The organism is Streptomyces clavuligerus (assembly GCF_005519465.1).
Classification (GTDB): Bacteria; Actinomycetota; Actinomycetes; order Streptomycetales; family Streptomycetaceae; genus Streptomyces; species Streptomyces clavuligerus.
This window is the reverse complement of the sequence record NZ_CP027859.1, coordinates 1,087,284-1,111,131: the sequence shown is the minus strand read 5'-3', so window position 1 is coordinate 1,111,131 and position 23,848 is coordinate 1,087,284. Positions and strand designations below refer to the sequence as shown.

The window sequence follows — 23,848 nt, the reverse complement described above, 5'->3', positions numbered from 1 at the left end:
CATCATCTGGGGGTCTGTCCATGCCCATCGTCCTCCGCCGTGGCTCCGCCGTGCTGCTCGGCGCGGCCGTCGCCTTCGGCCTCCTGACCGCGAGCGCCGCCACCGCCACTCCCGCCGCCACCACCTCCGCTGCCACCTCCGCCCTGCGGGGCGCCGCCCCGGCCGACGCCAACGCCCGGGTCGACCATCTGCGTGCCGTCGCCGGGGACAGCCAGGAGGTGCCGACCGGCACGCAGGCGCCCGTACAACTGGCCGTCCAGGCCCTGGACGGTGACTACCAGCCCGTCGAAGGCGCCACCGTCACCTTCTCAACTCCCGGCCCGGGGCTGAAGTTCCCCGACGGCACCGACGATGCCACCGTCGTCACCGACGCCGAGGGCATGGCCGTCGCCCCCGAGCTGACCGCCGCCGGGGCGCCCGGCCCCGACCTGGTCACGGCGTCCGCCAACGACCACGCGCAGGTCGGCTTCGAGATCACGATCACCTCCTGACACCCTGTGAGGCGCAAGTGAGCACCACGCCCGCATCACCACCCGTACCGTCCGCTGCCGCGGATGGGCCCCATGAGCGGAACCGGCCGCGCCGCTGGGGCCGGATCGCGGCTGCCGCCGCCCTGATCGGCCTGGCCGCCGCGGGCACCGCCGTGGCGGCGGCCCCCGAACCGGGCACTCCGCCCCCGGCCCCGGCTCAGGTCGCCGCGCTCGACACCTGGGAGTACCGCTGGGCCCTCGCCCGGCCCCGGGGCGAAGACCTCGGCGAACTCGCCGAGTTCGGCGCGGAGGGCTGGGACGTCGTCGGTCCCGTCTCCGAGGGCACCGGCGGCTACTGGACGTTCCTCATGAAGCGTCCACTGCCTCCCGCTCCCTCCACTCCGGCTCCCTGACCGACCCCCGGCACCCCGTTCGGCGGCGCGGACGCACTCCCCATGCGTCCGCGCCGTCGGCGCGTGTTCGGGGGACGCGCCGGTGAAGTCACCCCAGAAATACCCCCCATGGGTATTTGACGCGGCCGTGAGCAGCGGGTTAGCCTCTCGTCAGATCGATACCCCACCGGGGTATCAGCGAGATCGGTGAGAGAGGGAACGGCCATGAGCGAGACGAACTGGCACCTCAAGGGCGAGTGGTTCGACGTATGCAGCTGCTCGCTGCCCTGCCCCTGCACCTTCGCGCAGGCCCCGACGGACGGCTGCTGCCGGTTCACGCTCGTCTGGCAGATCCACGAGGGGCACTTCGGGGGCGTCCGCCTCGACGGCCTGGGCGTCGTGGCGCTCGGCGAGTTCACCGGGAACATGTGGGTGAACGACCCCGATGCCACGATGACGGCGATGTTCTACATAGACGCGAAGGGCACACAGGAGCAGCGGGACGCCCTGGAGGAGATCTTCCGGGGCAACGCGGGCGGCTGGCCGGGCACATTCGGCTCGCTGATCACCGAGGTGCGCGATGTGCGGTACGCCCCGATCCACTTCGACGCCGCGGCCGATCTGGCGCACTGGCGCGCGACCGTCTCCGACAAGGTGAGCGTCGGCGCCAAGGCGCTGACCGGCCCCACGTCGGACCCCGGCCGCCGGGTGCAGCTCATCAACGCCCCCGGGGCGGAGGTGGGTCCCGGACAGGTCGCCACCTGGGGTGTCGTGAGCGAGGACCACGCCGAGGGCTTCGACTTCTCCGCCGAGTACCGCGGCGGCTCCAGTAAGCACTTCCCGTTCGACTGGCGTCCGGACGCGTAACGGCGCGCTGCCCGCCACAGGGCGTGCACCCCTGTCGATCCGGGCGGCTCACGCTGCCCGGATCGACAGGGGTCAACGGGGTCCGGCACGGCCGCGCGGGTCCGGCGGGCCGGATGGGTCGGGTGGGTCCACGGCGGGTTCCGACCGCCGGACCACTGGTTCGAGGACCTACTCGATCGCGGCGCCGGCCAGCATGGTCACCGGGTCCGTCAGGGGCGTGAGCTGCCCCAGCGCCCCCAGTACCTGGGTGAGCTGGCCGAGCTGGCCGAGTTGATTCAACTGGCTGAGATCCTGGGCACCGTTCGTCATCCCCGCGGCGGGGGACGGGGTGGGCTGCGGCGCGGGGGCGGCAGCCGCGGTGCCCGCGGAGAGCACGGAGGCCCCGGCGGCGAGGACGACGGCGGTGAGGATGCGATGTCTCTTGGTCATGCCCGGGATAACGGCCGCCTCCGGCGGGGGTCACGGCCGACGGCGGGGGACGACCCGCGCGGAGTCGTCCGTGCGGCCCGTGCGGCCGGTGCTCAGCGCGGGGGTTCCGGGTGGCGCGCCTGTCGGGCCAGGGCCTCCAGCACGGGCAGGGCCTGGCGGAGTTGTTCCCTCCGTACGGGGTCGAGACGGAGGATCGCATGGCACAGGGCGCTCTCGGTCTCCCGGCGCACCGTCCGGAGCAGCGTATCGCCCTCCTCGCTGAGGCTGATCAGGCTGGCGCGCTGGTCGGCCGGGTCGGGGTGGCGGTCGATCCAGCCGGAGGCGGCGAGGAGGTCGACCATGCGGGAGGCGGTGGAGAGGGCGATACCCGTCCGGGCGGCCAGTTCCGAGATCCGCAGGGGCCGTTCGGCCGTGTGCAGTTCGGCGAGAGCGGTGAGGCGGCTCGGGGTGAGGTCAGGATGGATGCGCCGACCGCCCCGCAACAGCGGCAATATGCCGTGGAGCGCGGCGCGCAGCCGCCCGGCGAACTGATCCGGTGCGGCGGGTCCGGCCCCGCCGCCCTGGCCGGCCCGCTTCCGGTCGGGGTCCTTCCGCTCGTTCTGTTCCCGGCCGGGACGGGGCAGTGGGTCGGCGGCGGTCACCGGGGGCTCCGGGTGTCGGTACGGGGTACGGGGGCGGGGCCGCCGGGCGGTGGCCGTTCAGCGGTCCCGGTGCCCACGGCCTGGTCGGTGTGGTCAGTGTGGTCGACGTGGTCAGCACGATCGGCACGCCTGGTGCGGTCGGTGTGGTCCTCGCGCCCGGTGTGGTCCAGGTGACTCGTACGCCTTGTACACCCGGAGAGACCGGTGCGGCCGGCGGGCCGCCGGTCCCCGTCCTCGCCCCCTCCTCCGTGGCCGTCGCCGCCTCCGGCGGAAGCCCTCCCGGGCGCTTCCGCCGTGGCACCGGGCGGGGTGGCGCCGTCGCCGTCGGTGCCGTGGATGTACCTGCCGCCCCTGAGGAGCGAGGCGACCGCGGCCACCAGACAGGCGACCATGGCGAAGTCGAAGGCGACGGAGAGCCCCTGGGCGAAGGGCCCCGAGATCAGCTGCGGGAAGAACTCACGTCCCGTCAGATAGGCCGCGTGCCCCGGTGGCAGCCGGTCCAGGACCTGGCTGCCGAGCAGCGTCCCCACCGGGTTGTACCCGAGGAGCGAGGCGAAGAGCACACCGACCGGCGGCAGCGCGGCGATCCGGACGGCGTCGGCGGCGGGCACACCCTGGGTGGTGAGCCCGCTGGTCAGAGTGGTGGGCAGGGAGCCCGCGAGTCCCGCGATCATCAGTGAGAAGAAGACACCGATCGAGAGCACCATGGCGGAGTTCTGGAACGTGGTGCTGATCCCCGCCCCCACACCCCGCTGGTCGGGCGGGAGGCTGTTCATGATCGCGGCCCGGTTGGGGGCTGCGAACAGGCCCATGCCGATCCCGTTGAGCAGGAGGATCAGCGCGAAGGCGGGATAGTCGAAGTCGACGGGCAGCGCCTGGAGCGCGGCGAAGGTCCCGGCGGCGAGGAGCATGCCCCCCGTGGTGAAGATCCGTGCGCCGTAGCGGTCGGAGAACCAGCCCGAGACGGGGCCCGCGACCAGGAAGCCCAGGGTGAGCGGGAGCATATAGATGCCCGCCCAGAGCGGGGTCTCGGCGAAACCGTAGCCGTGGCGGGGCAGCCAGATGCCCTGGAGCCAGATGATCAGGATGAACATCAGCCCGCCACGGCCCAGCGAGGCGAGCAGGCTGGCGAGGTTTCCCGCCGTGAAGGCGCGGATACGGAAGAGGTCCAGCCGGAACATGGGCTCGGGTACCCGGGTCTCCACCAGGCAGAAGAGACCCAGCAGGGCGATGCCCCCGGTGATGGCGGCGAGGACGGCCGGATTGGTCCAGCCCATGGGGTGTCCGCCGTAGGGCTGGATGCCATAGGTGATCCCGGCGAGGACGGCGATCAGCCCGGCGCCGAAGGTGATGTTGCCCCACCAGTCGGGGCGGGCGGGGGTGCGGATTCCGGTGTCCTTGAGCCGGAGGAAGGCCCAGACGGTGCCGAAGAGCCCGAAGGGCACGGAGACCAGGAAGACCAGCCGCCAGTCGATCGGCCCGAGGAGTCCACCGATGACCAGTCCGAGGAACGAGCCGGTGATCCCGGCGACCTGGTTGAGCCCGAGGGCGAGCCCGCGTTCCCCGGGCGGGAAGGCGTCGGTGAGGATCGCGCTGGAGTTGGCCATGAGCATGGCGCCGCCGACCCCCTGGAGCACCCGCATGGCGATCAGCCACAGCGCCCCGGCCGTGCCATGTGCCCAGGTCACCGAGAGCAGTATGGAGAAGACGGTGAAGACGGCGAAGCCGGTGTTGTACATGCGCGCCCGGCCGTACATATCGCCGAGCCGTCCGAACGAGACCACCAGCACGGCCGTGACCACCAGATATCCCATGATCAGCCAGAGCAGTAGCCCCGTGTTGCCGGGTTGGAGCGGGTCGACGCCGATGCCCCGGAAGATATCGGGGAGGGCGATCAGCATGATCGACATATTGATCGTGGCGATCAGGACACCGAGCGTGGTGTTGGAGAGGGCGACCCACTTGTAGCGGGGGCCGACGGCTGTTCCCATGGGAATCACTTCCACAGGGGTCCGGTGGGGCCCGCGATTACTTGCTTGACATCAACCAAATTAGACCCCTATGGGCAGTATTGCCAAAGGGTCTCAGTGAGGCCGGGCCGACCTCCGTCCCAGCGCGGTGGAACGTACCGTCACCGGAGGGTGACCGTCAGGGTTCGACGGGGGTCCCCGTCGCCCGGGGGCGGGCCGACGGCGTCAGCGCCGCCCCTGCTTCAGCCGCTCGCCGAGGTCGTCGAGGTCGGACACGAACCAGGTCTGCTGTCCCCGGTTGCACTCGCGGACGAAGTCCCGCAGCGCCGAACTCTCCTCCGTGTGCCGGGATATGTCGCCGACGACCGCGAGTCCCATCCCGTACTGGACGAACTTCTGGACGATGCTCCCGGCCAGACGGGTCCGGAGCTGGAAGAACGCGGTGTCGAGGCGGTCGGCGGGGACGGCGGTCCAGCGGGCGCCCTGATACCCGGCGTTGCCGATGAGGTCCAGGGCATCCTGCTCCGTGGCGACGATGTCGCCGTCGGAGGGGTGCATCATCACCGGGACGCCGTGGAACTCCTGGACCGTGGTCATGGGAGCAGAGAGTACGGTCCGGGGCGGAACGGCGTCGACTCGATTACCGGGGGCGAGGCCCCGCGGGGCGGATGGTCCGGCCCTGGGCGGTGCCCTCGACGACCTCCACATAGGCCCGTGCCACCTCGGACGCGGGGGTGCCGTCGGCCCCGTCCGCGCCCAGGTGCTCCAGGGTCTCCCTGACCCAGCCGGGGCTGACGACGTTGATGCGCAGCCCGCGCGGCAGTTCGGCGGCGGCGTTGCGGACGAAGCCCTCAAGGCCGGCGTTGATCAGCGCCCCCAGCGATCCGCCGGTGAGCGGGGCGGAGAACGTTCCGCCGGTGAGGGTGATGGAGCCGCCGTCCCGGAGGTGGCGCGCGGCCCGCCGGGCCAGTGCCGTCTGGCCCAGCAGCTTGGCCCGCAGCCCGGCCGCGAACGCGTCGTCCGTCACCGTCGCCAGTTCCACGAGCGGTCCGCTCGCGGCACAGCACACCACCGCGTCGAGGTCGGTGACCTCGTCGAACAACGCGTCGAGGGTGGCCGGATCGTCGAGGTCCGCCGTGACGGGCCCGCCGCGCGAGGCCCGGACGACATCGTGGGACGCGGCTGCCAACGCGTCCGCGACCGCGTTGCCGATGGTTCCTGTCGCTCCGATCACCAATACCTTCATGGGGAGATCATGTCAGCAACACCCCCACACGGCAGCCCCGTTCGGGTGGTGACGGCGCGGGTGGGCCCCGCCCCCTTGGCCATGGTCGGTGGGCCGGGGGGCGGGGCCGGGTGTTCGGTGCGGGGTGGTGGGGCCGTCAGGTGAGTACGGGTTGTTTGACGTGTACGGGTGGGTCGTGGGGGGCGGTGTGGCCTGTGGCCCAGTTGTGGAGGGCGACGCGGCAGGCGTGGTCGACGTGGTGGAGGCGGGTGAGGTCGAGTTCGACCGGGTGGCCCGGGGGGAGGGCTTCCAGGCTGTCCAGGATCTTGGGGAGTCGCAGGAAGGTGGCGTTGCCGCTGAGCTGGACCCGGATCGGGGCCTGGGCGTCGGGCTGGTCGTCCTCACCGGGTGCGGGGTCCAGGACGCGCAGCTTCACCGCGGATGCCTCCCATGCGGTCTTGACCACCGAGAGGGCGAGTCCGATGAGGACGCCTTCGAACATGTTGACCGCGACGATCGAGACCGCGGTGGCCAGCAGGATCAGTGCCTCGCCCCGGTGTTCGCGCCACATGGACACGAATTGTCGCAGGGGCAGGAGTTTCCAGCCGGCGTGGACGAGGACGGCTGCGAGGGCGGGCAGGGGGATCAGGGCCAGGGCGGCGGGGAGGACCGCGGCGAAGAGGAGGAGCCAGATGCCGTGGAGGACGCGGGAGGCGCGGGTTTTGGCGCCTGCTTGGACGTTGGCGGAGCTGCGGACGATGACGGCGGTCATGGGCAGGGCGCCGAGGAGGCCGCAGACGGTGTTGCCCGCGCCCTGGGCCATGAGTTCCTGGTCGTAGCGGGTGCGCGGGCCGTCGTGGAGGCGGTCGACGGCGGCGGCGGAGAACAGGCTCTCGGCGGAGGCGATCAGGGTGAAGGCGAGCACGGTCCCGATGACCCCGACGCTCAGCAGCCCGCCGAACGTATCCGCGCCGGGCAGGTGGACGGCGTCCAGCAGCCCCTGGATCTCCACCGTCGCCACCGGCAGGGACAGCAGGTAGGAGGCGGCTGTCGCCAGCACCACCGCGCCGAGCGCGGCAGGTATCGCGCGCAGACGGCCGGGCAGCCGTTTCCAGCCCGTCAGGATCAGCAGGGTTCCCACGCCCAGGGCCAGGGACGCCACCGCCTGCGGCGAGGCCAGGGCACCGGCGGCGGCCTGCGGCAGTCCGGCGAGTTTGCCCAGGCCGGAGGCGGGGGCCTGTTGGCCGGACAGTGCGTAGAGCTGTCCGGCGATGATGACGAGTCCGATGCCCGCGAGCATGCCCTCCACGACCGCGACCGAGGTCGCGCGGAACCAGCGGCCCAGCCGCAGGGCGCCCATGAGCAGCTGGAGCAGCCCGGCCGCGAGGACGATCACCCCGAGCATCGGCAGCCCGTGGGCCTGCACCGCCTCGAAGACCAGGACCGTCAGCCCGGCGGCGGGGCCGGAGACCTGGAGCGTGGAACCCGGCAGCAGCCCCGTGACCAGACCGCCCACGATCCCCGTGATCAGACCCAGCTCCGCCGGAACACCCGACGCGACCGCGACCCCCACACACAACGGCAGCGCCACCAGGAACACCACCAACGAGGCCCCGACATCCTCACGCGGCACCGCCAACCGCCCCCACGCCCTCCCGGAGGAACGGGGTGCGGACTCCGAGGGACGGGGTGCCGACTGCGGGTCTTTCACGCCGCTGCTCACAGCGCCTCGAACATGTCGCTGCCGCCCTGGTGGGCGAGCACGGTTCCGGTGTGGACCTCGTAGTACCAGCCGTGCAGCCGCACCTCGTGCCGTTCGACGCACGGGTACGAGCGCAGCCGCAGCACCTGCGTCAGCACATGGTGCTGCACCGCCCGCTCCACCGCAGGGTCGTCCCCACCACCCGGCCCACCCGGCGAACCCGGTCCGTCGGCCGCGTGCGCCAGCCACTCCCGCACCGCCGGCACCGCTGTCAGGTCGTCCCCGCGCACCAGCGCACCCACCGCGCCGCAGTGGGAATGACCGCACACCACGATGTCACGCACACCGAGCACATCGACGGCGTACTCCACCGTCGCGGCCTCCGCCGACGGACGGCCCGGAGCGTAAGGAGGAACGATACTGCCCGCCGTCCGCAGCTCGAACAGCTCCCCCGGACGGGCGCCCGTGATCAGCGAGGGGATCACCCGGGAGTCCGAGCATGTGATGAAGAGAGCCTGCGGGGCCTGGCCCCGCGCGAGGGCGGCCAGCTCCTCCGAGCGGCCTGCCGAACGGCCGAAGGAACGAGCATGATCAATGAAGGTCTGCACGTCGGTACCTCCTGACGCGGCCCGTGACGAGGGTCGCGTCCTGCTGTCTAGGGCGGGTGGCGGGGGCTGTCAGCGCATCCGCGTCCGCGTTGCCGATGGTTCCTGTCGCTCCGATCACATGTGCCTTCAGGGGGAGGTCGTGCCAGCGGCGCATATACATGTCGGCCCCGTTCGGAGCGGGGCCGCCGCGGTGGTGCGGTCCGGGGGACGCCGGCAGCGGCGTCCCCCGGAGAGGGGTCAGCTGCGGTAGGCGGTCGTGTAGGAGAGGACGTTGGTCCCCGAGGGGCAGCTGACCTCGTTGTTCTCGCGCTTCCAGGCCGGGTTGCTCTGGTAGTTGCCACCGTTGGAACAGAACACCCGGACGTTCACCATGGTGTCCAGACAGGTGGCGTAGACCCGGTTGCCGTGGACCCACTCCCAGCCCTTGGTGGTGCAGCGCCCCTTCGCCGCGGCGGGTGCGGCGGCGGGCGTGGCGGTGGGCGTGGCCGGGGCGGCGGAGGCCGTGGCGGGGCTCAGCAGAGCCATTCCGCCGGACAGGGCCAGCAGACCGGTGGCCAGTGCCGCGGCACCCTTCTTCATCTTGCGCATCGCTGTGACCTTCTTTCGATTCCAGGTCGCCCGACGTCATACGCGCTGGGCGCGGACGGCACGGACGCTCCCTGATGGCCGGTGCTTCGGGGGAACGCATGCGGGTTGGCCCATGCTGTGGTCGATGACCAGCCGCGGCAAGGCGCGAGTCATTACCCCAGACAGGTCATATCAGTTCATTACGCCCGTTCATCTGGCCAAAAAGCACGGCGTGCGCCTGCCCGACCTTGAGGAACGAGTGCCCCGCGCCCACTCCCACGGCTGCGCCCCGGCTGAGGTTCACCGGTTGGGTTTGACCGGAAGCACGGCCAACCCATCAGGACCCCTGCTGTGCACTCGGCGAAAAATGATACATTGATGTCTCACCTCAGACATGCACGTATCATTCGCGTCTTCTTTGGGAGCCCTCCATGTACCGCCCCGCCGCAATCCCGGACGCGGACCGTGTCCACGCGCGCCGCTGGATCGTCCTCACGATCCTCTCCGGCAGCCTGCTGCTGATCGCCATGGACACCACGATCCTCAACGTCGCGTTCCCCTCCCTGGTCGCCGATCTCCAGCCGGGGTCCGTCGAACAGCTGTGGATCATCGACGCCTATGCGCTGGCCCTGTCCGGACTGCTGGTCACGGCGGGTGCCCTGGGTGACCGATGGGGCCGCAAACGGCTGCTGCTGTCCGGCTTCGCGCTGTTCGCCGCGGCCTCGCTCGGCGCGGTGTTCGCCACCGAGGCATGGCATGTGATCGCCGCCCGGGCGCTGCTCGGCGTCGGCGGCGCCGCGATCATGCCCGCCACACTGTCGATCCTCCGGCATGTCTTCACCGACGCCCGTGAGCGGGCGTTCGCGTACGCGGTATGGGCCGCCGTCATGGGCGGCGGCATGGCACTGGGGCCGGTCGTGGGCGGGCTCCTGGTGGAGAACCACGGCTGGACCTCCGCGTTCCTGCTGAACATCCCCATCGCACTGGCCGTGATCGGATTCGGCGCCTGGCTGCTGCCGGAGTCGTTCGCGCCGAGCGCCGAGCGCTGGGACTGGACCGGTGTCGTCCAGTCCGTCGTCGGCATGATCGCCCTGGCCGCCGGTATCAAGCAGCTCGGCAAGAGCGGGCTGAACACTCCCCTGCCGTGGCTGCTGCTGGCGATCGCCGCCGTGGTGCTGACCCTGTTCGTCCGCCGTCAGCTCCGGCTGGCCCACCCGCTGCTCCAGGTGCGCCTGTTCACCAGCCGCGCCTTCAGCGTCTCGGCCCTGGCGCTCTTCCTGGGCATGATCGCGCTCGGCGCCGTGCTGTTCCTGCTCACCCAGTGGTTCCAGTACGCCCAGGGCTACTCGCCGCTCCAGGCGGGCCTGCGGGTACTGCCCGCGCCACTGGCCCTGATGGTCGCCTCGCTGCTCGCCCCGGCGCTGATGCGGACCCTGCCGATCCGGCATGTCATGGGAACGGGTCTGGTGGCGATGGCCGCCGGGCTCGCCCTGCCCTGGCTGGCCCAGGACGGTGACGGACACCTGGGCTACCCGGTCGTGGCGACCGCGCTGGCGCTGATCGGCCTCGGCTCCGGGGTGGCGATGACGGTGGCCTCGGTGACGCTGATGGCCGCGACCCCCACGGAGCACGTCAGCGGCGCCGCCGCGATCGAGGAGACCTGTTACGAACTCGGGGCCGCGCTGGGTGTGGCCTCTCTCGGCTCGCTGGCCGGAGCCCTGTACCGGAGCGATCTGCCGGCCTCCGTCCCCGAGGCGGCGCGGGACTCGGTGGGCGAGGCCGCGTATATCGCCCAGGAACTCGGCGGCACGGACGGCGCCTCCCTCCTGGAGCAGGTGGCCCGGGCCTTCACCCACGGTATGACGCCCGCGTTCGCCCTGGGCGGCGTCCTGGCGCTGGCCGCGGCGGCGGCCGTGTGGGCGTGGATTCCCCGGGGCATCCGCCCCACCGAGAACGCGCACTGACCGACCCGGCCGCCGGATGTGTCAACGGCGGACGTGTCACCCGGCGTTCGTGTCGCCATCGGCGCGGGTAGCCGTGTACCTTGAGTGAGGGCCTTGCTCTGGACCGGATATCCAGAACGGGAGCCCCGCGTCAAACCGAGGGCCTCGGCCTGAGCCTCATATAGCGAGGCTCAGGTCAGCCCTTGAACCACCTCCCCCAGGGGAGAGGGCCCCCGCCCTGGACGGGATTTCCAGGACAGGGGCCCCGCGTCAAACCGAGGGCCTCGGCCTGAGCCTCGTATGTGGAGGCTCAGGTCAGCCCTTGAACCACCTCCCCAGCTTCCACGCCATACGGACCAGCAGGTCCTCGACGCGCTGCCGCAGAGTCGGCTTCGGCTTTCCGCGACGCCCCATGGGCGCCTCCCCTCAGAATCGGCCGCCGATATCCCGGACGACGACCCTTTCTTCGGACTCGGGCCGGGCCCCGAGGGGAAGGGGCCCGGACTGATTCCATGAGGGGAGGCGCGCCGCGAGGCGCAGTCAGCACCCTACCCCGCGGCAGCCACCTCGACCGACAGTCCGTCAACTTCCGTACACTGTCGGTCACTCCTATGGGGAGCGCCCCGCCGAAGACCGGCCCGGACGACGAGCGGGCATCAGCCCCGGCGGACCGGCACCCCTCCCGCCCGAAGAGCGGCACATCGACCGCCGCGCCGGTCAGCGCGCGTATCGCGGGATATGTCTGCCCGACTGTCGTACCCCTGTGGGACTATCACGACAGCTCTCACGCCTCGCACAGATGTGCGCCGCGGCGGCCCGCTGCCCCGCGAGCGCGTTCGGACGTCTCCGCTCGTCCCAACTCAGCTCCGTCGATATGTGTTTCGTCGATATGTATTCCTGGGGGAATCGATGTTCCGTCAACCGGGTACGGCCGCGAGACCCGCGGCGTACACCGCGCTTCTGCTCGCTCTGTCCGTTCTGGTCTCCCTGCTGCTGCCGTTGGCGACGGCGGGCACCGCGTACGCGGCCGGGGCCGCCCCCGTCCCCGTCCCGGAGTCCTCGGGTCCGTCGGGCCGGACCGCGGTGCCCACGGACGCCGATCCGGAGGCCAGGGCGAGGGGCGAGAAGAAGCAGGCCGAGCAGAAGAAGGAGCAGCAGGCCGGGAAGGCCGACGGGAAGCGGCGGAAGGCCGCGCAGGAGCGTGCCGCCCGGCTCAAGGAGTCCGGGGCGAAGGCGCTGGCGCGGGCGGAGGCCGAAGGGGTGCCCGCTCCCGCGGAGTGCGCCGCGCTTCCCCTCGCCTCCTTCGGCGACCCCGGCTCCGCCGTCGGCCGGGTGAGCGTGCCCGGCTACGGCAACGCCTGCTTCGTCTTCACCGCCGAGCGCGCCGGGATGCACCGGGTCCTGCTGGGCGGCGCCCCCGGTCTCGGCCATCTCCAGGTCTTCGACGGCGAGACCGCGCTGAACTGCTCGGACGGCACGGCCTGGGGCGACAACGGCTGGTGCGACCTGCCCCGGACGGGCGCGTTCACCCTGCGGATCGTCAACCGGGATTGGGACGAACAGGAGTTCCTGACCACGGTCGTCCCGGTGGGCGCGGGCACCGCGGGCTGCCTCCCCACGGTGGGGACCGCACTGGGCACACCCCCGGCGGCGGGCTCCTCGCCGTCTCCGCTGGCCCTGATCTGCCAGCCGTTCACGGCCCGGCCGGGCGAGCGGATCGTCACCGAGGTGAGGACCGAGCGATACGGCTGGGGCGACGGCTGGATCACCGACGACAGCGGAAGGAACATCTGCCCCGTCGACCTGAACGACGGCGACGACAACCAGGGGTGCGTCCTGCCCGGGACCGGCCCCTACCGGTTCATCGCCCGGGTCACAAAGTCGGAGGGCGGCTTCCCCGCCGCGTACCGCATGGGAATCCACCGGCTCTCGCAGCCGGAGGGCTGTGCGACCGTCCCCGTCAACAGCTACGGCTCCGCTCCCACCCCCGGTGACCCGGGCGTCGGCTGCAAGATCTTCACCGCCACCGCCGCAGGCCACCACGAGCTGTACGCCGTGAGCGGCGCCTCCCGCACCAAGGTGCGGGTGTACGACGGCGACGGGAGGACCGTCTGCGAGCCGTACCGGCAGCCGTGCGCGCTGACGCCCGGCACCACGTACACCCTGCACACCGGCGCGGACACGCTGGTCCTGAACCGGGCGTCCGACAGCGGCTGCGAGCCTGTCGCCGCCGGGACGCCGCGGGGCTCGCTGGCGGCGCCCGCCTCCGCCGACTGTCTGACCCTGCCGTTCCCCGAGGGCGCGTCGATCGCGGTCAACGAGTCGTACGCGGCGGACGAGCTGAGGACCGACACCATGGTCTTCACCGCCGACGGCGGCTATGTGTGCGACTGGACGAACCTCCGGAACGGCACCTGCAAGCTGACCGGGAAGGCGCCGTTCCGTGCGATCGTCTCCGCCGAGGACGCGTCCGACGACGAGCCCACCCTGGCCTACTCGCTCTCCCTGATCCGCACGGACGACCCCGCCGGCTGCCGGGTGCTGCCCGCCGGTGACTTCACCGACCGGAGTCCTTCCGTGCCGATCCGCACCGGGGGCGGCTCCTTCGCCGAGTGCCTGGCCATCCCGGCGGCGGACCACAGCGCGGGCGAGATCATCCAGCTCAGGACCCTGACCGGGACCCCCAACCGGGCCGATCTGACGGTGATACGCCCCAACGGCACGGAGGTCTGTTCGATCGACAGCGCCTACGGCGGCACCTGGGCCTCCTGCGCTCTCGCCCCCGGCACCGCGTACACCGTGCTGTTCGGCGGGCGGGACGAGCCCGCGGCGTTCACCGTCACCCGGCGCGACATCACCGGCTCGGCCAAGGGCTGCGCCGCCGCCCCGGTGACCGCGGTCGGCGGCCCCTCCACCGGTGGTGTGCCCGCCGAGCGGGGCTCGATGGTGTGCCGCCAGGTCGGCACGGGCAGCGCCGAGGACGCGCTGTACCTCAATGTCCGCGACGCGCAGCAGGCCCTCCTCCAGAGGGTGTTCCGCGCGGACGGCTCATGGGTCGACTGCGGCTGGAGCCGCCTCGCCGCCTGCGCCGCCACCGGCTCCACCACGTACCAGGTGGTCCTGAGCGTCCCGGCGGGCAAACAGAAGCCGGACACCTACCGCTATGACGCGCTGCGCATCCGCAGCGGGAACAAGCCCGCGCCCGAGTGCGTCACGGTGCCCAATGTCAGCTACGGCTACGGGCCCGTCACCGGTGTGCTGGACGAGCGCCGCACCGCGTACTGCGCCGCGCTGCCCACAGCGGTCGGCGACCGCTTCCGGTTCGACATCGAGGACACGGCGGGCGGGACCGCGACCACGGTACCCGCGCTCTACAACACCGCTCTGGCCAGCAGTTGCACGAGATTCTTCCCCAGTGGCTACGAGTGCGCGGTGAACGGTTCCGGAACGCGTCGGACGCCCGAGCCGACCCTCCTGGTCCTGGGGCTGCCGGAGGAGGCGTCCACGACGTCCTACCGGGTCCGCCTGGACTGCTCGTACGCCCCGTGCGGCAGTGACGCCCCCACCGTCACCGGTGTCGCCCCACTGACCGGAGCAAGTGATTCCAAGGTCACGGTGCAGATCTCCGGCGGCGCCCTGCGCGAGAGCGACCGGATACGGCTGTCCGCGCGCGGGAGGACGGTCGAGTCGACGACGGTCTCGGTCGCCCCGGACCGCAGGACGCTCACCGCGCTGCTCGATCTGACGGGTGTCCCCGTGGGCGCGTGGAGCATGAGCGTCCTCGCCCACGGCATGGAGTTCGGCATGCGGCCGTTCACCGTGACGGCACCGCAGGCGTCGGTGAACACCAAGGCCCCCTCGGTCGGTGGCACGGCCCGCGTGGGCGCGCGGCTCACCGCGCGGCCGGGGGTGTGGTCGCCCGTTCCGTCGTCGTTCTCGTACCAGTGGCGTGCGGACGGGCAGCCGATCGCGGGGGCGACCGGCTCGGCGTACACGGTCCCGGCGGCGCTGCTGGGGAAGCGGGTGGGTGTGGCGGTCACCGCGCACCGCACCGGTGCTCCGGTGAGCAAGGCAGTGTCGTCGGCGGCGGTGACCGTCGGGAAGGGTGTGGCGCCGAAGGCGTCGAAGACACCGGTGGTGTCGGGTAGGGGGCTGAGGAACATCGGAACGAAAACCGGCGCTAAGCCTCGATCGCCGCTGGTGGGCGCTGACAGACCGTCGGCGCCGGGGCGGCCGTGAAGTCGTTCCACAGATAACGCCCTATTATCTGGGGGATCTTGGTTCGTCACCTGCGGTGACGTTCTCCGGGCCGTACGTAAAGCGGCCCTGTTATCCGTGGCAAGGGGGAAGTGGCGCCCACCGTCGTGCAACTGTCGGCCGGGAAGGTGTTGACCGTCCGCGCGGCGGCCGACGCCTTCCTCGACTCGCTCCGGAACCCGAACACCGTCCGCAGCTACTCGACCGGGGTCGGCAAGACCGCCGAGCGGATCGGGGAGACCCGCCCGCTGGGGTCGGTCGCGGACGACGAGATCGGCGAGGCCCTGGAACTGCTGTGGGGCACCGCGGCGGTCAACACCTGGAACGCCCGCCGGGCGGCGGTGCTGTCCTGGCTGGGCTGGTGCGCGGAGCATGGCTACGACAGTCCTTCCGTCCCGGCCTGGACGAAACGGCTGGCCGTGCCGGACTCGGAGACCCCGGCCCGCTCGAAGATGGCCGTGGACCGGCTCATCGCCCGCCGTGAGGTCCATCTGCGGGAGAAGACGCTGTGGCGGATGCTCTACGAGACCTGCGCCCGCGCGGAGGAGATCCTCGGCGTGAACATCGAGGACCTGGACCTCGCCGCCCGCCGCTGCCCGGTCAAGGCCAAGGGCGCCCGGAGCAAGGCCCGCCGGCGCGGGCAGGCCCGGGAGGACTTCGTGCTGGAGACCGTCTACTGGGACGCGGGCACCACCCGGCTCCTGCCCCGGCTGCTCAAGGGCCGCACCCGGGGCCCGGTCTTCGTCACCCACCGCCGCCCCGGCCCGGGGAAGGCCGTCAGCCCGCGCGACGTGTGCCCGGACACCGGCATGGCCCGCCTCTCCTACGGCCAGGCCCGCGCCCTCCTCGATGAGCACACCGCCGTACGCGGGCCGGGAACCGGCTGGGACCTGCACGAGTACCGCCACTCGGGACTGACCGAACTCGGTGTGCAAGGCGCCTCCCTGCTGATGCTGATGGCGAAGTCCCGGCACAAGAAGCCGGAGAACGTCCGCCGCTACTTCAAGCCCTCCCACGAGGCGATCTCCGAGCTGACCAGCCTCCTCGCACCCGGCGACGCACGCCGCTGACCGGACGGCCCCGCGTCCGGCTGTCCGGGCGAGAACGCGCTACCCGCTGCCCCGCCTGCTCGTTGTCCGGTGGCGGGGGCCGTGCAGAAGGAGGACAGCGGCGGGACGGGACGCCAAGCGCGCCAAGCAGGCCCGGCGGGACAAGCGCCGGCGCAAGGACGGCCTCGGCCTGGACGGGGTGCCGCCGATCTTCCGGGCGGAGTTCGTCCGGGTCGCGGCCGCCTGGGACCGGGCGATCGACGCGGGGCTGATGGCGGACGGCGCGGAGACGAAGTACCACTTCGCCCCCGACGTCGGGGTGCTGTCCGTGGCGGAGGGCCGCAGCGGGCAGGTGCTGGTCAACGGCGAGCGGCTGACGCCTTCAGTGGCCGAGCGGCTGCGGGAGCAGATGCCGCTGTTGGCGCCGATGGTCACCTTCTACGAGAACAACCAGCTCGCCGGCCGCGGCCTCGCGGGAGCGCCCGAGGACGGCGTGATGCCGCTCGCTCCGCCGCGCGGGCCCGACCCGATGCCGGCGCTGGACGAGGAGGCCCTGGCCGAGGCGCAGGCCGCCACCGCGGTGCTGGTGCGCCAGGACAAGGTCGCCGAGCCGGTCGGCGCGATGGTGATCCCGGCCCCGCGCGGCGGCGTGCTGTTCGCCGTCGGCGGCCGGGACGGGGAGCTGTACGTCAACGGGCAGGCCCTCACCCGGCAGTGGACCGACGAACTGCGGACACAGGTCCCCGAGCTGTCCACGGACCTGGACCGGCTCCAGGCGATGCGCGCCGAGTGGCTGGGCTCCCCGCCCCAGGACCGCACCCTCGCTCTGGCCGGGGCCTGCACCGATCCCAACTGCCACACCCCGCACTGACCGTCGCGGCCTGCTCCGGGCCCCGGTGGCGGCCGGGAGCGGTGCTGCCCATGCTGGAAGAGGAGGCCCTGCGCTCGCATAGCTACGGCGAAGTGACAAGCAGCTCTCTGTGGCCGATGTGACGGCGTGTTGTCCCGGGTTTCGGTGTTCCCGTCCCGGCCCGGTCGGTCGTCGGCATCTTGATCACGTCGGATTGGTCGATGCAGAAGGGAAGGGCCCTGGTCGTGCGGCAGGAGTGGGAGCCGAGGAGCTGATCTCCGTCTGGACGCTGCTTGAAGAGGACATGGGGCGGCTGCGGAACAAGTCCGGGGCGAACCGCCTCGGGTTCGCGCTGCTGCTGAAGTTCTCGCAGCGCGCTGCGCCCGGACCTCTCTGCGCGTCGATGACGGGTCACGGCGCCCGGCCCGGCGGGTTGCGGCCGGTCGGTTGTGCGGTTCGGAAGGAGCGTCACGTGAGTGTTCCCGGGCAGGTCTGTGGTCTGTTGAGGAAGAACCGGTCCCGGTGCCCGCCTGCCACTTTGCTGGGCGGGCGGGCACCGGGACCGGTGTCGAAGGTCAGGTGGCTGTACCAGGAGAAGGCTTCTGGCCGGCCTTGTCGACGACGGCGCGTTCGGTCACGGCGGTGCTGACGAGGATGCGTCCGGCTTTGCCACCGGCGCTGTCGTCGTTGATGAGGACGGTCCGCTCGCCGAGGTAGGTGAGTTTGTCCTTGTCGAAGATCCATTCGGTGCGCTGGTTGCCGTGGTCCTGGCTGACGGCCACGCCGTGCCGGCCGGACGCGTCCACGGCGTCGTCCACGACGTTCACCCCGGGGATCTTGGCCGCGGCCTTGTAGAGCGCCGCCCCGATCTGCGGGGGCATCAGGGACTCGCGCAGCGCGTCGCCGATCGTCTGGAACGCTTCCTGGTCGGGGTTGAGGTTCTTGTCCACGCCGGTGTTCTGGGCGTAGACGGCTGTCAGCAGGGCGTCGGGGTCGGTGGGCAGGGAGGCCAGGTACGTGTAGGTCGGCAGCTGGAGGGAGGGCTTGGTGTTCTTGCCGAGGTTGACGCCTCCCTCACCGGGCCGGAAGCCCGGGTTGAGGGGCCCGGTGAGGAGACCGTCGCGGCTGCCGTTGACGGAGAACCATGCCTGTCGGGGGTGGGTGGTCCCGGTGCCGTCGTCGTTGTACTGGGCCTTGGCACCGTCGCCGTCGGCGCCGATCTTCTTGCTCGCGCCGTAGACCTGGCTGGCGATGTAAATGTACTGGTCGTCACGGACCTGCGGGGCAGAGGTGCTGGCGGCGACGGCGGCGATGCGGGTCAGCAGCTGGACGGCCTGGGGTGACGCGCCGCCGGGCCCGCGCTCGCTGACCGAGCTGTCCGGAGCACTGGCCGCCTGAGGGACCGTGGTCGGGGCATTGGAACCGACGGCGGTCACCGCGATGACCGCAGCCATCGCCCCCGCGGCCAGCGACGCCCCAAGGACCAGTCGGCGCCGGGGACGGCCGGGGGCGGCCGCGTCGACCAAGCGCCGGCGCAGTCCGCCTGGCTGGTGGGAGGTGTGGGTGGTGTCCTGGTCGATCTGTCGCATGAGGAGTTCCTTGTGGTGGAGGTGGCGGCCCGGCGGCAGGTCCCGTTCGGCCGGGACCGGCAGCAGCCGGGCCGTCTCCTCGCGCTCGGCCTGTGCGGGCCGGTACGGGGTGGCGTTCATCGGGTTCCCTCCTGGACGGACAGGGCCGTGAACGCGGCCTCACTCTCTACCTCTCCGCGCCCCGGGCGCGGTTCCCGCTTTTCCTCGGCCAGTTGCCGGTCGGTCAGGTCCCGCAGCCTGACCCGGGCGCGCGACAGGCGTGAGCGCACAGTGCCCACCGGTACCCCCAGCGCGTCAGCGGTCTGCTGGTAGTCCAACCCCGACCACACGCACAGCGCCAGCACCTCCCTCTCCTGACGGCGCAGGCCCCTCACCGCCCGGTGAACCGCGTCCAGGCGACGGGCGTCGTCGATCCGCCCGGCCGCCTCGTCCGCGAAGTCCTCCACCGGCTCCGGGGCGGGCACCCGGGCCAGGAAGGCGAAACGCCGACGGACACCGCGTCTGGCGTTGTGCGCCTTGTTCGTCGCGATCCCCAGCAGCCACGGCCGCAGCGATCCCCCCTCCTCTCCGACCTTCTCCCTCGTCCGCCAGGCGTCCAGGAACGTCGCCGACATGACGTCCTCGGCCACCGACCAGTCGCCGGTCAGTCGGAAGGCATGGTTGTACACCGCCTTCGCATACTGCTCATAGAGCTCGCCGAACGCCTCGCGATCGCCCGCGCGTATCCGCTCCCGCATCCCATCTCCTCACTCACGCCCGCACCGGGCCGTATCACCTTCTCTCTCCGCACACCCAGCAAGGTTCCCAGAACGGCACCAAGAAGAATTCCGGGCATGAGCGTGCCACTTGAACCCGACCCGTTCGAACTCCTGACCGACGAGCCCGCGATGCGGACCGAGATCCTCATCGGCTACGCCCGGGTCTCCACCGGCGGACAGAAGCTCGACCGCCAGATCGATGCCCTCACCGCCACCGGCTGCCGGCGCATCTTCGCCGACAAGAAGTCCGCCAAGGACGACCTGCGCCCCGAGCTCAAGGCCTGCCACGCCTTCCTGCAGCGCGGCGACACCCTGGTGGTGCCCGCACTCGACCGCTACGGCCGCTCACTGAAGGACCTGGTCAACATGGTCGGCGAACTCCGCCAGCGCGAGATCGGCTTCTCCTCGCTCAACGAGCGCCTGGACACCACCACCCCGGGCGGCCGGCTCGTCTTCCACGTCTTCGCCGCCCTCGCCGAGTTCATCCGCGAGCTGATCGTCTCCGGCACCCGCGAAGGCCTGGACGCCGCCCGCGCCCGCGGCAACGTCGGCGGCCGGCCCACCGTCGCCACCCCCGAGATCATCCGGGCCGCCATCCCCGCCCAGGCCGAGACGGGGAGCGAGCGGTGATCCCCTCCGACTGGCGGCGCAAGGGCGGCGCGCTGCTGCTCGGTGCCCAGCACGGCGAGCCGGGCCCCTTCGGCACCTTCGCCGAAGACGACGACCATGAGCACGGCGTCCATGAGGACGAGGACGGCGTCCCGTATTGCTGACCGGCCGGCCGACCCGCGCACTCAGCAGGTCGCAGAAGGTCACATCGGCTACAGAGAGCTACTTGTCACTTCGCCGTAGCTACTGCGAGCTCAGGGCCGAGGAGGCGATCGGCATGGGGAAGAGCAGCGGCAGGAGCAGCGGCACCGGCGCCCGGCGTACGTCGATGACGCCGCAGGCGGCCTCCCGGGTGCAGTCCGCCGGCGCGAAGAACCCCGGCGGCCGGACCGCGCAGACCGGTTTCCCGGCCCGCGCGCAGTCCGCCGCGGCGAAGGGCTCGCGCGCTGCCGGGAAGTGACCCCCGCCCCACGCCCCCGGCGGCGGTGCGAGCACGGCTCACTCGTCGTCGGCGGCGTGCTTGTCGCGCAGGGGCCGCAGCCCGCCGGGCAGGTCGGGGAGCTGGAAGGAGTACCGGCCCAGCACGTTGATGTGGTGGCGGACGAACGGCGAGAGGCGGGCGACGTCCTCGTCGCGGACGTCGAAGCCGTCCGCTCGGAGCCGGGTGACGGCGGCGTCCATGTACCGGGTGGTGAACAGGACCATCGCGTTGAGGACCAGGCCGAGGGCGCCGATCTGGTCCTCCATGCCGTCCTGGTAGCGCTGGTAGAGCTGCCCGGATCGCCCGTGGAAGATCTTCCGGGCGAGGGCGTGGCGGCCTTCCTGGAGGTTGGCCTGCACCTTGATCTGGCGGCGGTAGCCGGGCTCGTCGGCCAGGCGCAGGATGTGCAGGGTCTTCGCGATCCGCCCGTAGTGCGCGATCGCGTCCCCGAGCGGGGTGGGCCGCCCGTCGCGCGACAGCATCCGGATGACGTCGTAGGCGCGGACGGCTCCGGTGTGGATGGAGCCGATGATCCGCAGGATGTCCTCCCAGTGCCGCTCGATGCGGGCCAGGTCGACCCGGCCGCGGGCCGCGTCCTGGAAGGCCCCGTAGTCGGCGGTGCGGTCGATGCGCCACATCTTCTGGTCCGGCAGGTCGGCGAGCTGGGGGGCGTAGGCGAACCCGGCCAGGGTCAGCAGCCCGAACACGATGTCGCTGTAGGAGGCGGTGTCGGTGACGATCATCTCCGGACGGCGGCCGCCGTCGCGGTCGTAGAGGACGTCCAGCACGTACAGGGAGTCGCGTGGGGTGCCGGCCACGACCTTCCCGCCCAGCCCCGCCGCCTGGTCGTTGATCATGTTCAGCCACGTGGCGCCGCCCCGGCGGCCGAAGTACTTCGGGTTCGGCCGCGCGTACACGCTGGGGACGGGGACGACGAACCTCATCCCGTCGACCGAGGCCACGAGGCCCCCGCCCCACGCCTGGGCGAGCGGGATGGACGCCTGGTGCTCGATGAGGGCCGCGTTCGCCGCCCGGTAGGTCGCCAGCCGCAGGTACGTCTGGTCCACGTGGGACAACCGGCTGTACTTCAGGGCGTCCGCGCCGCCCATCACCGGGGTGTAGCCGACGTTGCAGCCGTGGGCGACCAGCAGCCCGCCGATCGTGACGTGCAGGTCCTTCAGCCTCGCCTCGCCGCCGGTGACCGAGGTGAACGCCTGGTCGGCGCCGGTCCAGGACATCACCTCCAGCAGCGCCTCAGGCAGGTCCACCCGGGGCAGCATCGCGTTCACCGCCGCCCGCAGGTTGAGCAGGGAGGCCGGTTCGGGCTCCGGCTCCAGGGCGGCGAAGTGCAGGCGGCCGTCGTCGTCGAAGACGATCTGCGCGTTGTCCGGGACGCGGGCGGCGACCTCCCGGTAGGTGCCGTCCAGCAGCGCCGCCCGCGCCGCCAGGTGGGCGCCCGCCTCCCCGGGCAGGTTCAGGGAGGCGAGCACGGTCGGGCGGGCCTGCTGCCACGCCTCACCGGTCAGGAGCTTCGCCCGCGGGTCGCCCCACTTGGAGGAGTTGCGGGCGAAGACCTGCTTGCTGCGCAGCATCCGGTGCAGCTGCTCCAGCACGCAGAACGTGTACGCCTTCCAGTCCACCGTCCCTGGTTCCAGGTGCGGGGCGGACAGGACCAGGCGCCGCCAGGAGCCGGTGAGCAGGCCGGTGTCGATCTCGGCGGGGCCGACCTTCTTGCGGCCCATCAGCTCCGGCAGCGACAAGAGTGCGCCCAGCACCGGCTCGCCCTCCGGGGTGGCGTCGAAGTCCACCACGGTGATCAGCAGCTTGAGGAACGGCCGCACGGTACCGAACCGGCCCGCCATGCCTCGTCCGCGTCGGAGTCCAGGGGCGGGGTCAGCTCGAACAGCGCGGCGATCGCCGCGGCCAGCTCGTGGCGGGGCACCACCTGCTCGATCGCCGCCCACATCGCGTCCAGGCTCTCCACCTTCGGCCGAGTGATCTCCCCGGTGTCGGTGTCGACCTGCTCGCTGGTGGTGTCGAACACGACCTGGAACGCGGTCGCCAGCTTCGCCGACGCCCGCTCCACCCGCGGCAGCGTCTTCAGCTTCTCCTTCGCGCTCTCCCGCTCCGCCCTCGCCAGCAGCTTCGTCGCGATCAAGACCTCCAGCAGGTCCAGTGCGTCGTCCACCGCCCGCGAGGTCAGGTAGACGGTGGTGGCCAGCAGCGTCGCCAGCCGGCGGGCATCGGAGTGCCGGCGCAGCAGCGACGCCTTCCCGTCCACCCGGTACCGCGACAGCTCCGCCAGACGCCAGGGCGGTATCCCCGACACGTCCACGGCGCCCATCCCCAGTGCGGCGATCTCCTCCGCCCGCTCCAGGGCCCGCTTCATCTGCGGGCCCGAGACCCGCACCGGCCCCCGGCGCAGCCGGTCCAGCTCCGAGACCCGCTCACCGGGCGGCACGGTCAGCAGCGAGTCCAGCACCGCCCGCTGCCCCACCCCGAGCATCCCGTACAGGGTGTCCCACAGCCGCTGGTTCGCCGCCTCCCGCACCGAGGCCACCAGCCGCGTCAGCGTCGTCACCCCCGGCAGCAGCACCCGCCGCTCGCGCAGCCACCCCACCGCCGCGTCGAACAACGCCTTCGGCCCCTCGCCCGTCGTCCAGGCCCGCGCGTCCACCCACTCCCGCAGCTCGCCCTCCGCCTCTGCGAACTCCCGGTACTCCAGCATCTGCCGCAGCTCGCGTACGTGCTCCAGCCGGGTGTTCTCCCGCTCGCCGTACGCCTTGAGAACCGACGGGTCCCCGATGTCCAGCTGCTCGGCCAGGTAGTCCACGACCTCCGGCGGTACGTCGGCCGGGTCGTCCAGGAACACCCCGAGATACCGCGCGGTCGTGAGCTGGGCCGCGAACCCCAGGCGGTTGTGCGCCCGCCTCTTGGACTCGATCAGCTCCCGGTCCGCGTCGTCCAGGAAGAAGAACCTCTCCAGCTCCGTACGGGACGGCGCCCCGCGATACGCCGCGTACGCGGCAGCCTGCTCATCCGTCAGAAACTCGATCGGCACCCCGGACCTCCAAACAGTCGATCAACAACGACTGCCGAAGGTTCATCCCCCACAGAACCCCAGGTCAAAGCCCTCTCAGAGGCCGGACCGGCTTAGCGCCGGTTTCCGTTCCGATGTTCCTCGACCCCGGGTACGGCGAAGGTGGGCCGGAAGCTGACGGCCGCGCCGGGGGCGTGGTCGCCCGCGCCGTCCTCGTACCGGTACCAGTGGTACGCGGACGGGAGGACGATCGCGGGGGCGACGGCGTCGGCGCTGACCCTGAAGTCCGCCGAGCGCGGCAAGAGGATCACCGTCAGGGTGACCGCCCTGCGCACCGGCCACGACAACGGCACCGCGACCAGCGGGCCGACCGCCGCGGTCACCCGCTGACGTTCACGTCA

General features: G+C 71.8%; 21 protein-coding genes and 1 pseudogene. 11 read left to right on the top strand and 11 right to left on the bottom strand.

Features of this window, described 5'->3' with window-relative positions:
• Positions 1 to 20: 20 nt before the first annotated feature.
• From CRV15_RS37610 to CRV15_RS33075, 3 genes are all read left to right on the top strand, one after another.
• Positions 21 to 491: an Ig-like domain-containing protein gene (locus CRV15_RS37610; RefSeq protein WP_009999419.1), complete on the top strand. Its 471-nt coding sequence runs from the start codon at positions 21 to 23 to the stop codon at positions 489 to 491.
• A 17-nt stretch (positions 492 to 508) separates the two neighbouring features.
• The gene (locus CRV15_RS33080) at positions 509 to 883 is read left to right on the top strand and encodes a hypothetical protein (protein ID WP_009999418.1); all 375 of its coding nucleotides are present in this window, start codon (positions 509 to 511) and stop codon (positions 881 to 883) included.
• Between the two features lie 204 nt (positions 884 to 1,087).
• Positions 1,088 to 1,729 (top strand): DUF1326 domain-containing protein, encoded by a 642-nt coding sequence (locus CRV15_RS33075; protein ID WP_003952977.1) that lies wholly within the window; start codon positions 1,088 to 1,090, stop codon positions 1,727 to 1,729.
• Between the two features lie 168 nt (positions 1,730 to 1,897).
• Here CRV15_RS33075 and CRV15_RS33070 read toward each other — a convergent pair whose 3' ends face one another.
• The 8 genes from CRV15_RS33070 to CRV15_RS33035 form a co-directional block, all read right to left on the bottom strand.
• Positions 1,898 to 2,158: a hypothetical protein gene (locus CRV15_RS33070; protein WP_003952976.1), complete on the bottom strand. Its 261-nt coding sequence runs from the start codon at positions 2,156 to 2,158 to the stop codon at positions 1,898 to 1,900.
• A 92-nt stretch (positions 2,159 to 2,250) separates the two neighbouring features.
• Positions 2,251 to 2,799: a MarR family winged helix-turn-helix transcriptional regulator gene (locus CRV15_RS33065; RefSeq protein WP_003963415.1), complete on the bottom strand. Its 549-nt coding sequence runs from the start codon at positions 2,797 to 2,799 to the stop codon at positions 2,251 to 2,253.
• Positions 2,796 to 4,790 carry an MFS transporter gene (locus CRV15_RS33060; RefSeq protein ID WP_003952973.1) on the bottom strand — a complete coding sequence of 665 codons (1,995 nt, stop codon included), beginning with the start codon at positions 4,788 to 4,790 and terminating at the stop codon, positions 2,796 to 2,798. Before CRV15_RS33060 ends, CRV15_RS33065 begins: the two co-directional genes overlap by 4 nt.
• A 204-nt stretch (positions 4,791 to 4,994) precedes the next feature.
• The gene (locus tag CRV15_RS33055) at positions 4,995 to 5,366 is read right to left on the bottom strand and encodes a DUF4180 domain-containing protein (protein WP_003952972.1); all 372 of its coding nucleotides are present in this window, start codon (positions 5,364 to 5,366) and stop codon (positions 4,995 to 4,997) included.
• 43 nt (positions 5,367 to 5,409) lie between these two features.
• A complete protein-coding gene (locus tag CRV15_RS33050; RefSeq protein ID WP_003952970.1) occupies positions 5,410 to 6,015 on the bottom strand; it encodes a short chain dehydrogenase in 606 nt (201 codons plus the stop codon).
• Between the two features lie 136 nt (positions 6,016 to 6,151).
• Complete coding sequence (locus tag CRV15_RS33045) at positions 6,152 to 7,633, bottom strand: SulP family inorganic anion transporter (protein WP_003952968.1); 1,482 nt, start codon at positions 7,631 to 7,633, stop codon at positions 6,152 to 6,154.
• An 80-nt stretch (positions 7,634 to 7,713) separates the two neighbouring features.
• Positions 7,714 to 8,304, bottom strand: a complete 591-nt coding sequence (locus CRV15_RS33040; protein WP_003952967.1) for a carbonic anhydrase — start codon at positions 8,302 to 8,304, stop codon at positions 7,714 to 7,716.
• Positions 8,305 to 8,541: 237 nt separating this feature from the next.
• Positions 8,542 to 8,892 (bottom strand): hypothetical protein, encoded by a 351-nt coding sequence (locus CRV15_RS33035; RefSeq protein WP_003952966.1) that lies wholly within the window; start codon positions 8,890 to 8,892, stop codon positions 8,542 to 8,544.
• Positions 8,893 to 9,302: 410 nt separating this feature from the next.
• On the opposite strand from CRV15_RS33035, the gene CRV15_RS33030 reads away from it, so the two are divergent.
• The 4 genes from CRV15_RS33030 to CRV15_RS33015 all read left to right on the top strand — a co-directional run bounded on the left by CRV15_RS33030 (position 9,303) and on the right by CRV15_RS33015 (position 16,991).
• Complete coding sequence (locus CRV15_RS33030; RefSeq protein ID WP_003952965.1) at positions 9,303 to 10,835, top strand: MFS transporter; 1,533 nt, start codon at positions 9,303 to 9,305, stop codon at positions 10,833 to 10,835.
• 888 nt (positions 10,836 to 11,723) lie between these two features.
• Positions 11,724 to 15,053: a cell envelope integrity protein TolA gene (locus CRV15_RS33025; protein WP_003952964.1), complete on the top strand. Its 3,330-nt coding sequence runs from the start codon at positions 11,724 to 11,726 to the stop codon at positions 15,051 to 15,053.
• Positions 15,054 to 15,163: 110 nt separating this feature from the next.
• On the top strand, positions 15,164 to 16,141 hold the full coding sequence (locus CRV15_RS33020) for a site-specific integrase (protein ID WP_003952962.1): 978 nt from the start codon (positions 15,164 to 15,166) through the stop codon (positions 16,139 to 16,141).
• 178 nt (positions 16,142 to 16,319) lie between these two features.
• Complete coding sequence (locus CRV15_RS33015; RefSeq protein ID WP_003952961.1) at positions 16,320 to 16,991, top strand: hypothetical protein; 672 nt, start codon at positions 16,320 to 16,322, stop codon at positions 16,989 to 16,991.
• Positions 16,992 to 17,545: 554 nt separating this feature from the next.
• On the opposite strand, the gene CRV15_RS33010 is transcribed toward CRV15_RS33015, so the two are convergent.
• Positions 17,546 to 18,679, bottom strand: coding sequence for a CU044_5270 family protein (locus CRV15_RS33010; RefSeq protein ID WP_003952959.1), 1,134 nt, complete (start codon positions 18,677 to 18,679; stop codon positions 17,546 to 17,548).
• On the bottom strand, positions 18,676 to 19,296 hold the full coding sequence (locus tag CRV15_RS33005; RefSeq protein ID WP_003952958.1) for an RNA polymerase sigma factor: 621 nt from the start codon (positions 19,294 to 19,296) through the stop codon (positions 18,676 to 18,678). The genes CRV15_RS33010 and CRV15_RS33005 overlap by 4 nt, the downstream gene beginning before the upstream one ends.
• Positions 19,297 to 19,392: 96 nt before the next feature.
• Here CRV15_RS33005 and CRV15_RS33000 point away from each other — a divergent pair, with 96 nt between their 5' ends.
• The 3 genes from CRV15_RS33000 to CRV15_RS32995 all read left to right on the top strand — a co-directional run bounded on the left by CRV15_RS33000 (position 19,393) and on the right by CRV15_RS32995 (position 20,386).
• Positions 19,393 to 19,947, top strand: a complete 555-nt coding sequence (locus tag CRV15_RS33000; protein WP_003952956.1) for a recombinase family protein — start codon at positions 19,393 to 19,395, stop codon at positions 19,945 to 19,947.
• Positions 19,944 to 20,090, top strand: coding sequence for a hypothetical protein (locus CRV15_RS36170; protein WP_003952955.1), 147 nt, complete (start codon positions 19,944 to 19,946; stop codon positions 20,088 to 20,090). The genes CRV15_RS33000 and CRV15_RS36170 overlap by 4 nt, the downstream gene beginning before the upstream one ends.
• Positions 20,091 to 20,152: 62 nt before the next feature.
• Positions 20,153 to 20,386 (top strand): hypothetical protein, encoded by a 234-nt coding sequence (locus CRV15_RS32995; RefSeq protein ID WP_231631715.1) that lies wholly within the window; start codon positions 20,153 to 20,155, stop codon positions 20,384 to 20,386.
• 38 nt (positions 20,387 to 20,424) lie between these two features.
• On the opposite strand, the pseudogene CRV15_RS32990 reads toward CRV15_RS32995, so the two are convergent.
• A pseudogene (locus CRV15_RS32990) lies at positions 20,425 to 23,468 on the bottom strand (Tn3 family transposase).
• A gap of 141 nt (positions 23,469 to 23,609) precedes the next feature.
• On the opposite strand from CRV15_RS32990, the gene CRV15_RS32985 reads away from it, so the two are divergent.
• Positions 23,610 to 23,837: a hypothetical protein gene (locus tag CRV15_RS32985; RefSeq protein WP_003963405.1), complete on the top strand. Its 228-nt coding sequence runs from the start codon at positions 23,610 to 23,612 to the stop codon at positions 23,835 to 23,837.
• Positions 23,838 to 23,848 lie beyond the last annotated feature (11 nt).

Bases quoted from the DNA above. Each gene is read 5' to 3' on its own strand.
- CRV15_RS33050 (WP_003952970.1), bottom strand. From the start codon at position 6,015: ATGAAGGTATTGGTGATCGGAGCGACAGGAACCATCGGCAACGCGGTC.
- CRV15_RS33000 (WP_003952956.1), top strand. From the start codon at position 19,393: ATGAGCGTGCCACTTGAACCCGACCCGTTCGAACTCCTGACCGACGAG.
- CRV15_RS33030 (WP_003952965.1), top strand. From the start codon at position 9,303: ATGTACCGCCCCGCCGCAATCCCGGACGCGGACCGTGTCCACGCGCGC.
- CRV15_RS33005 (WP_003952958.1), bottom strand. From the start codon at position 19,296: ATGCGGGAGCGGATACGCGCGGGCGATCGCGAGGCGTTCGGCGAGCTC.
- CRV15_RS33035 (WP_003952966.1), bottom strand. From the start codon at position 8,892: ATGCGCAAGATGAAGAAGGGTGCCGCGGCACTGGCCACCGGTCTGCTG.
- CRV15_RS37610 (WP_009999419.1), top strand. From the start codon at position 21: ATGCCCATCGTCCTCCGCCGTGGCTCCGCCGTGCTGCTCGGCGCGGCC.
- CRV15_RS33070 (WP_003952976.1), bottom strand. From the start codon at position 2,158: ATGACCAAGAGACATCGCATCCTCACCGCCGTCGTCCTCGCCGCCGGG.
- CRV15_RS33060 (WP_003952973.1), bottom strand. From the start codon at position 4,790: ATGGGAACAGCCGTCGGCCCCCGCTACAAGTGGGTCGCCCTCTCCAAC.
- CRV15_RS33055 (WP_003952972.1), bottom strand. From the start codon at position 5,366: ATGACCACGGTCCAGGAGTTCCACGGCGTCCCGGTGATGATGCACCCC.
- CRV15_RS33075 (WP_003952977.1), top strand. From the start codon at position 1,088: ATGAGCGAGACGAACTGGCACCTCAAGGGCGAGTGGTTCGACGTATGC.
- CRV15_RS33010 (WP_003952959.1), bottom strand. From the start codon at position 18,679: ATGAACGCCACCCCGTACCGGCCCGCACAGGCCGAGCGCGAGGAGACG.
- CRV15_RS33025 (WP_003952964.1), top strand. From the start codon at position 11,724: ATGTTCCGTCAACCGGGTACGGCCGCGAGACCCGCGGCGTACACCGCG.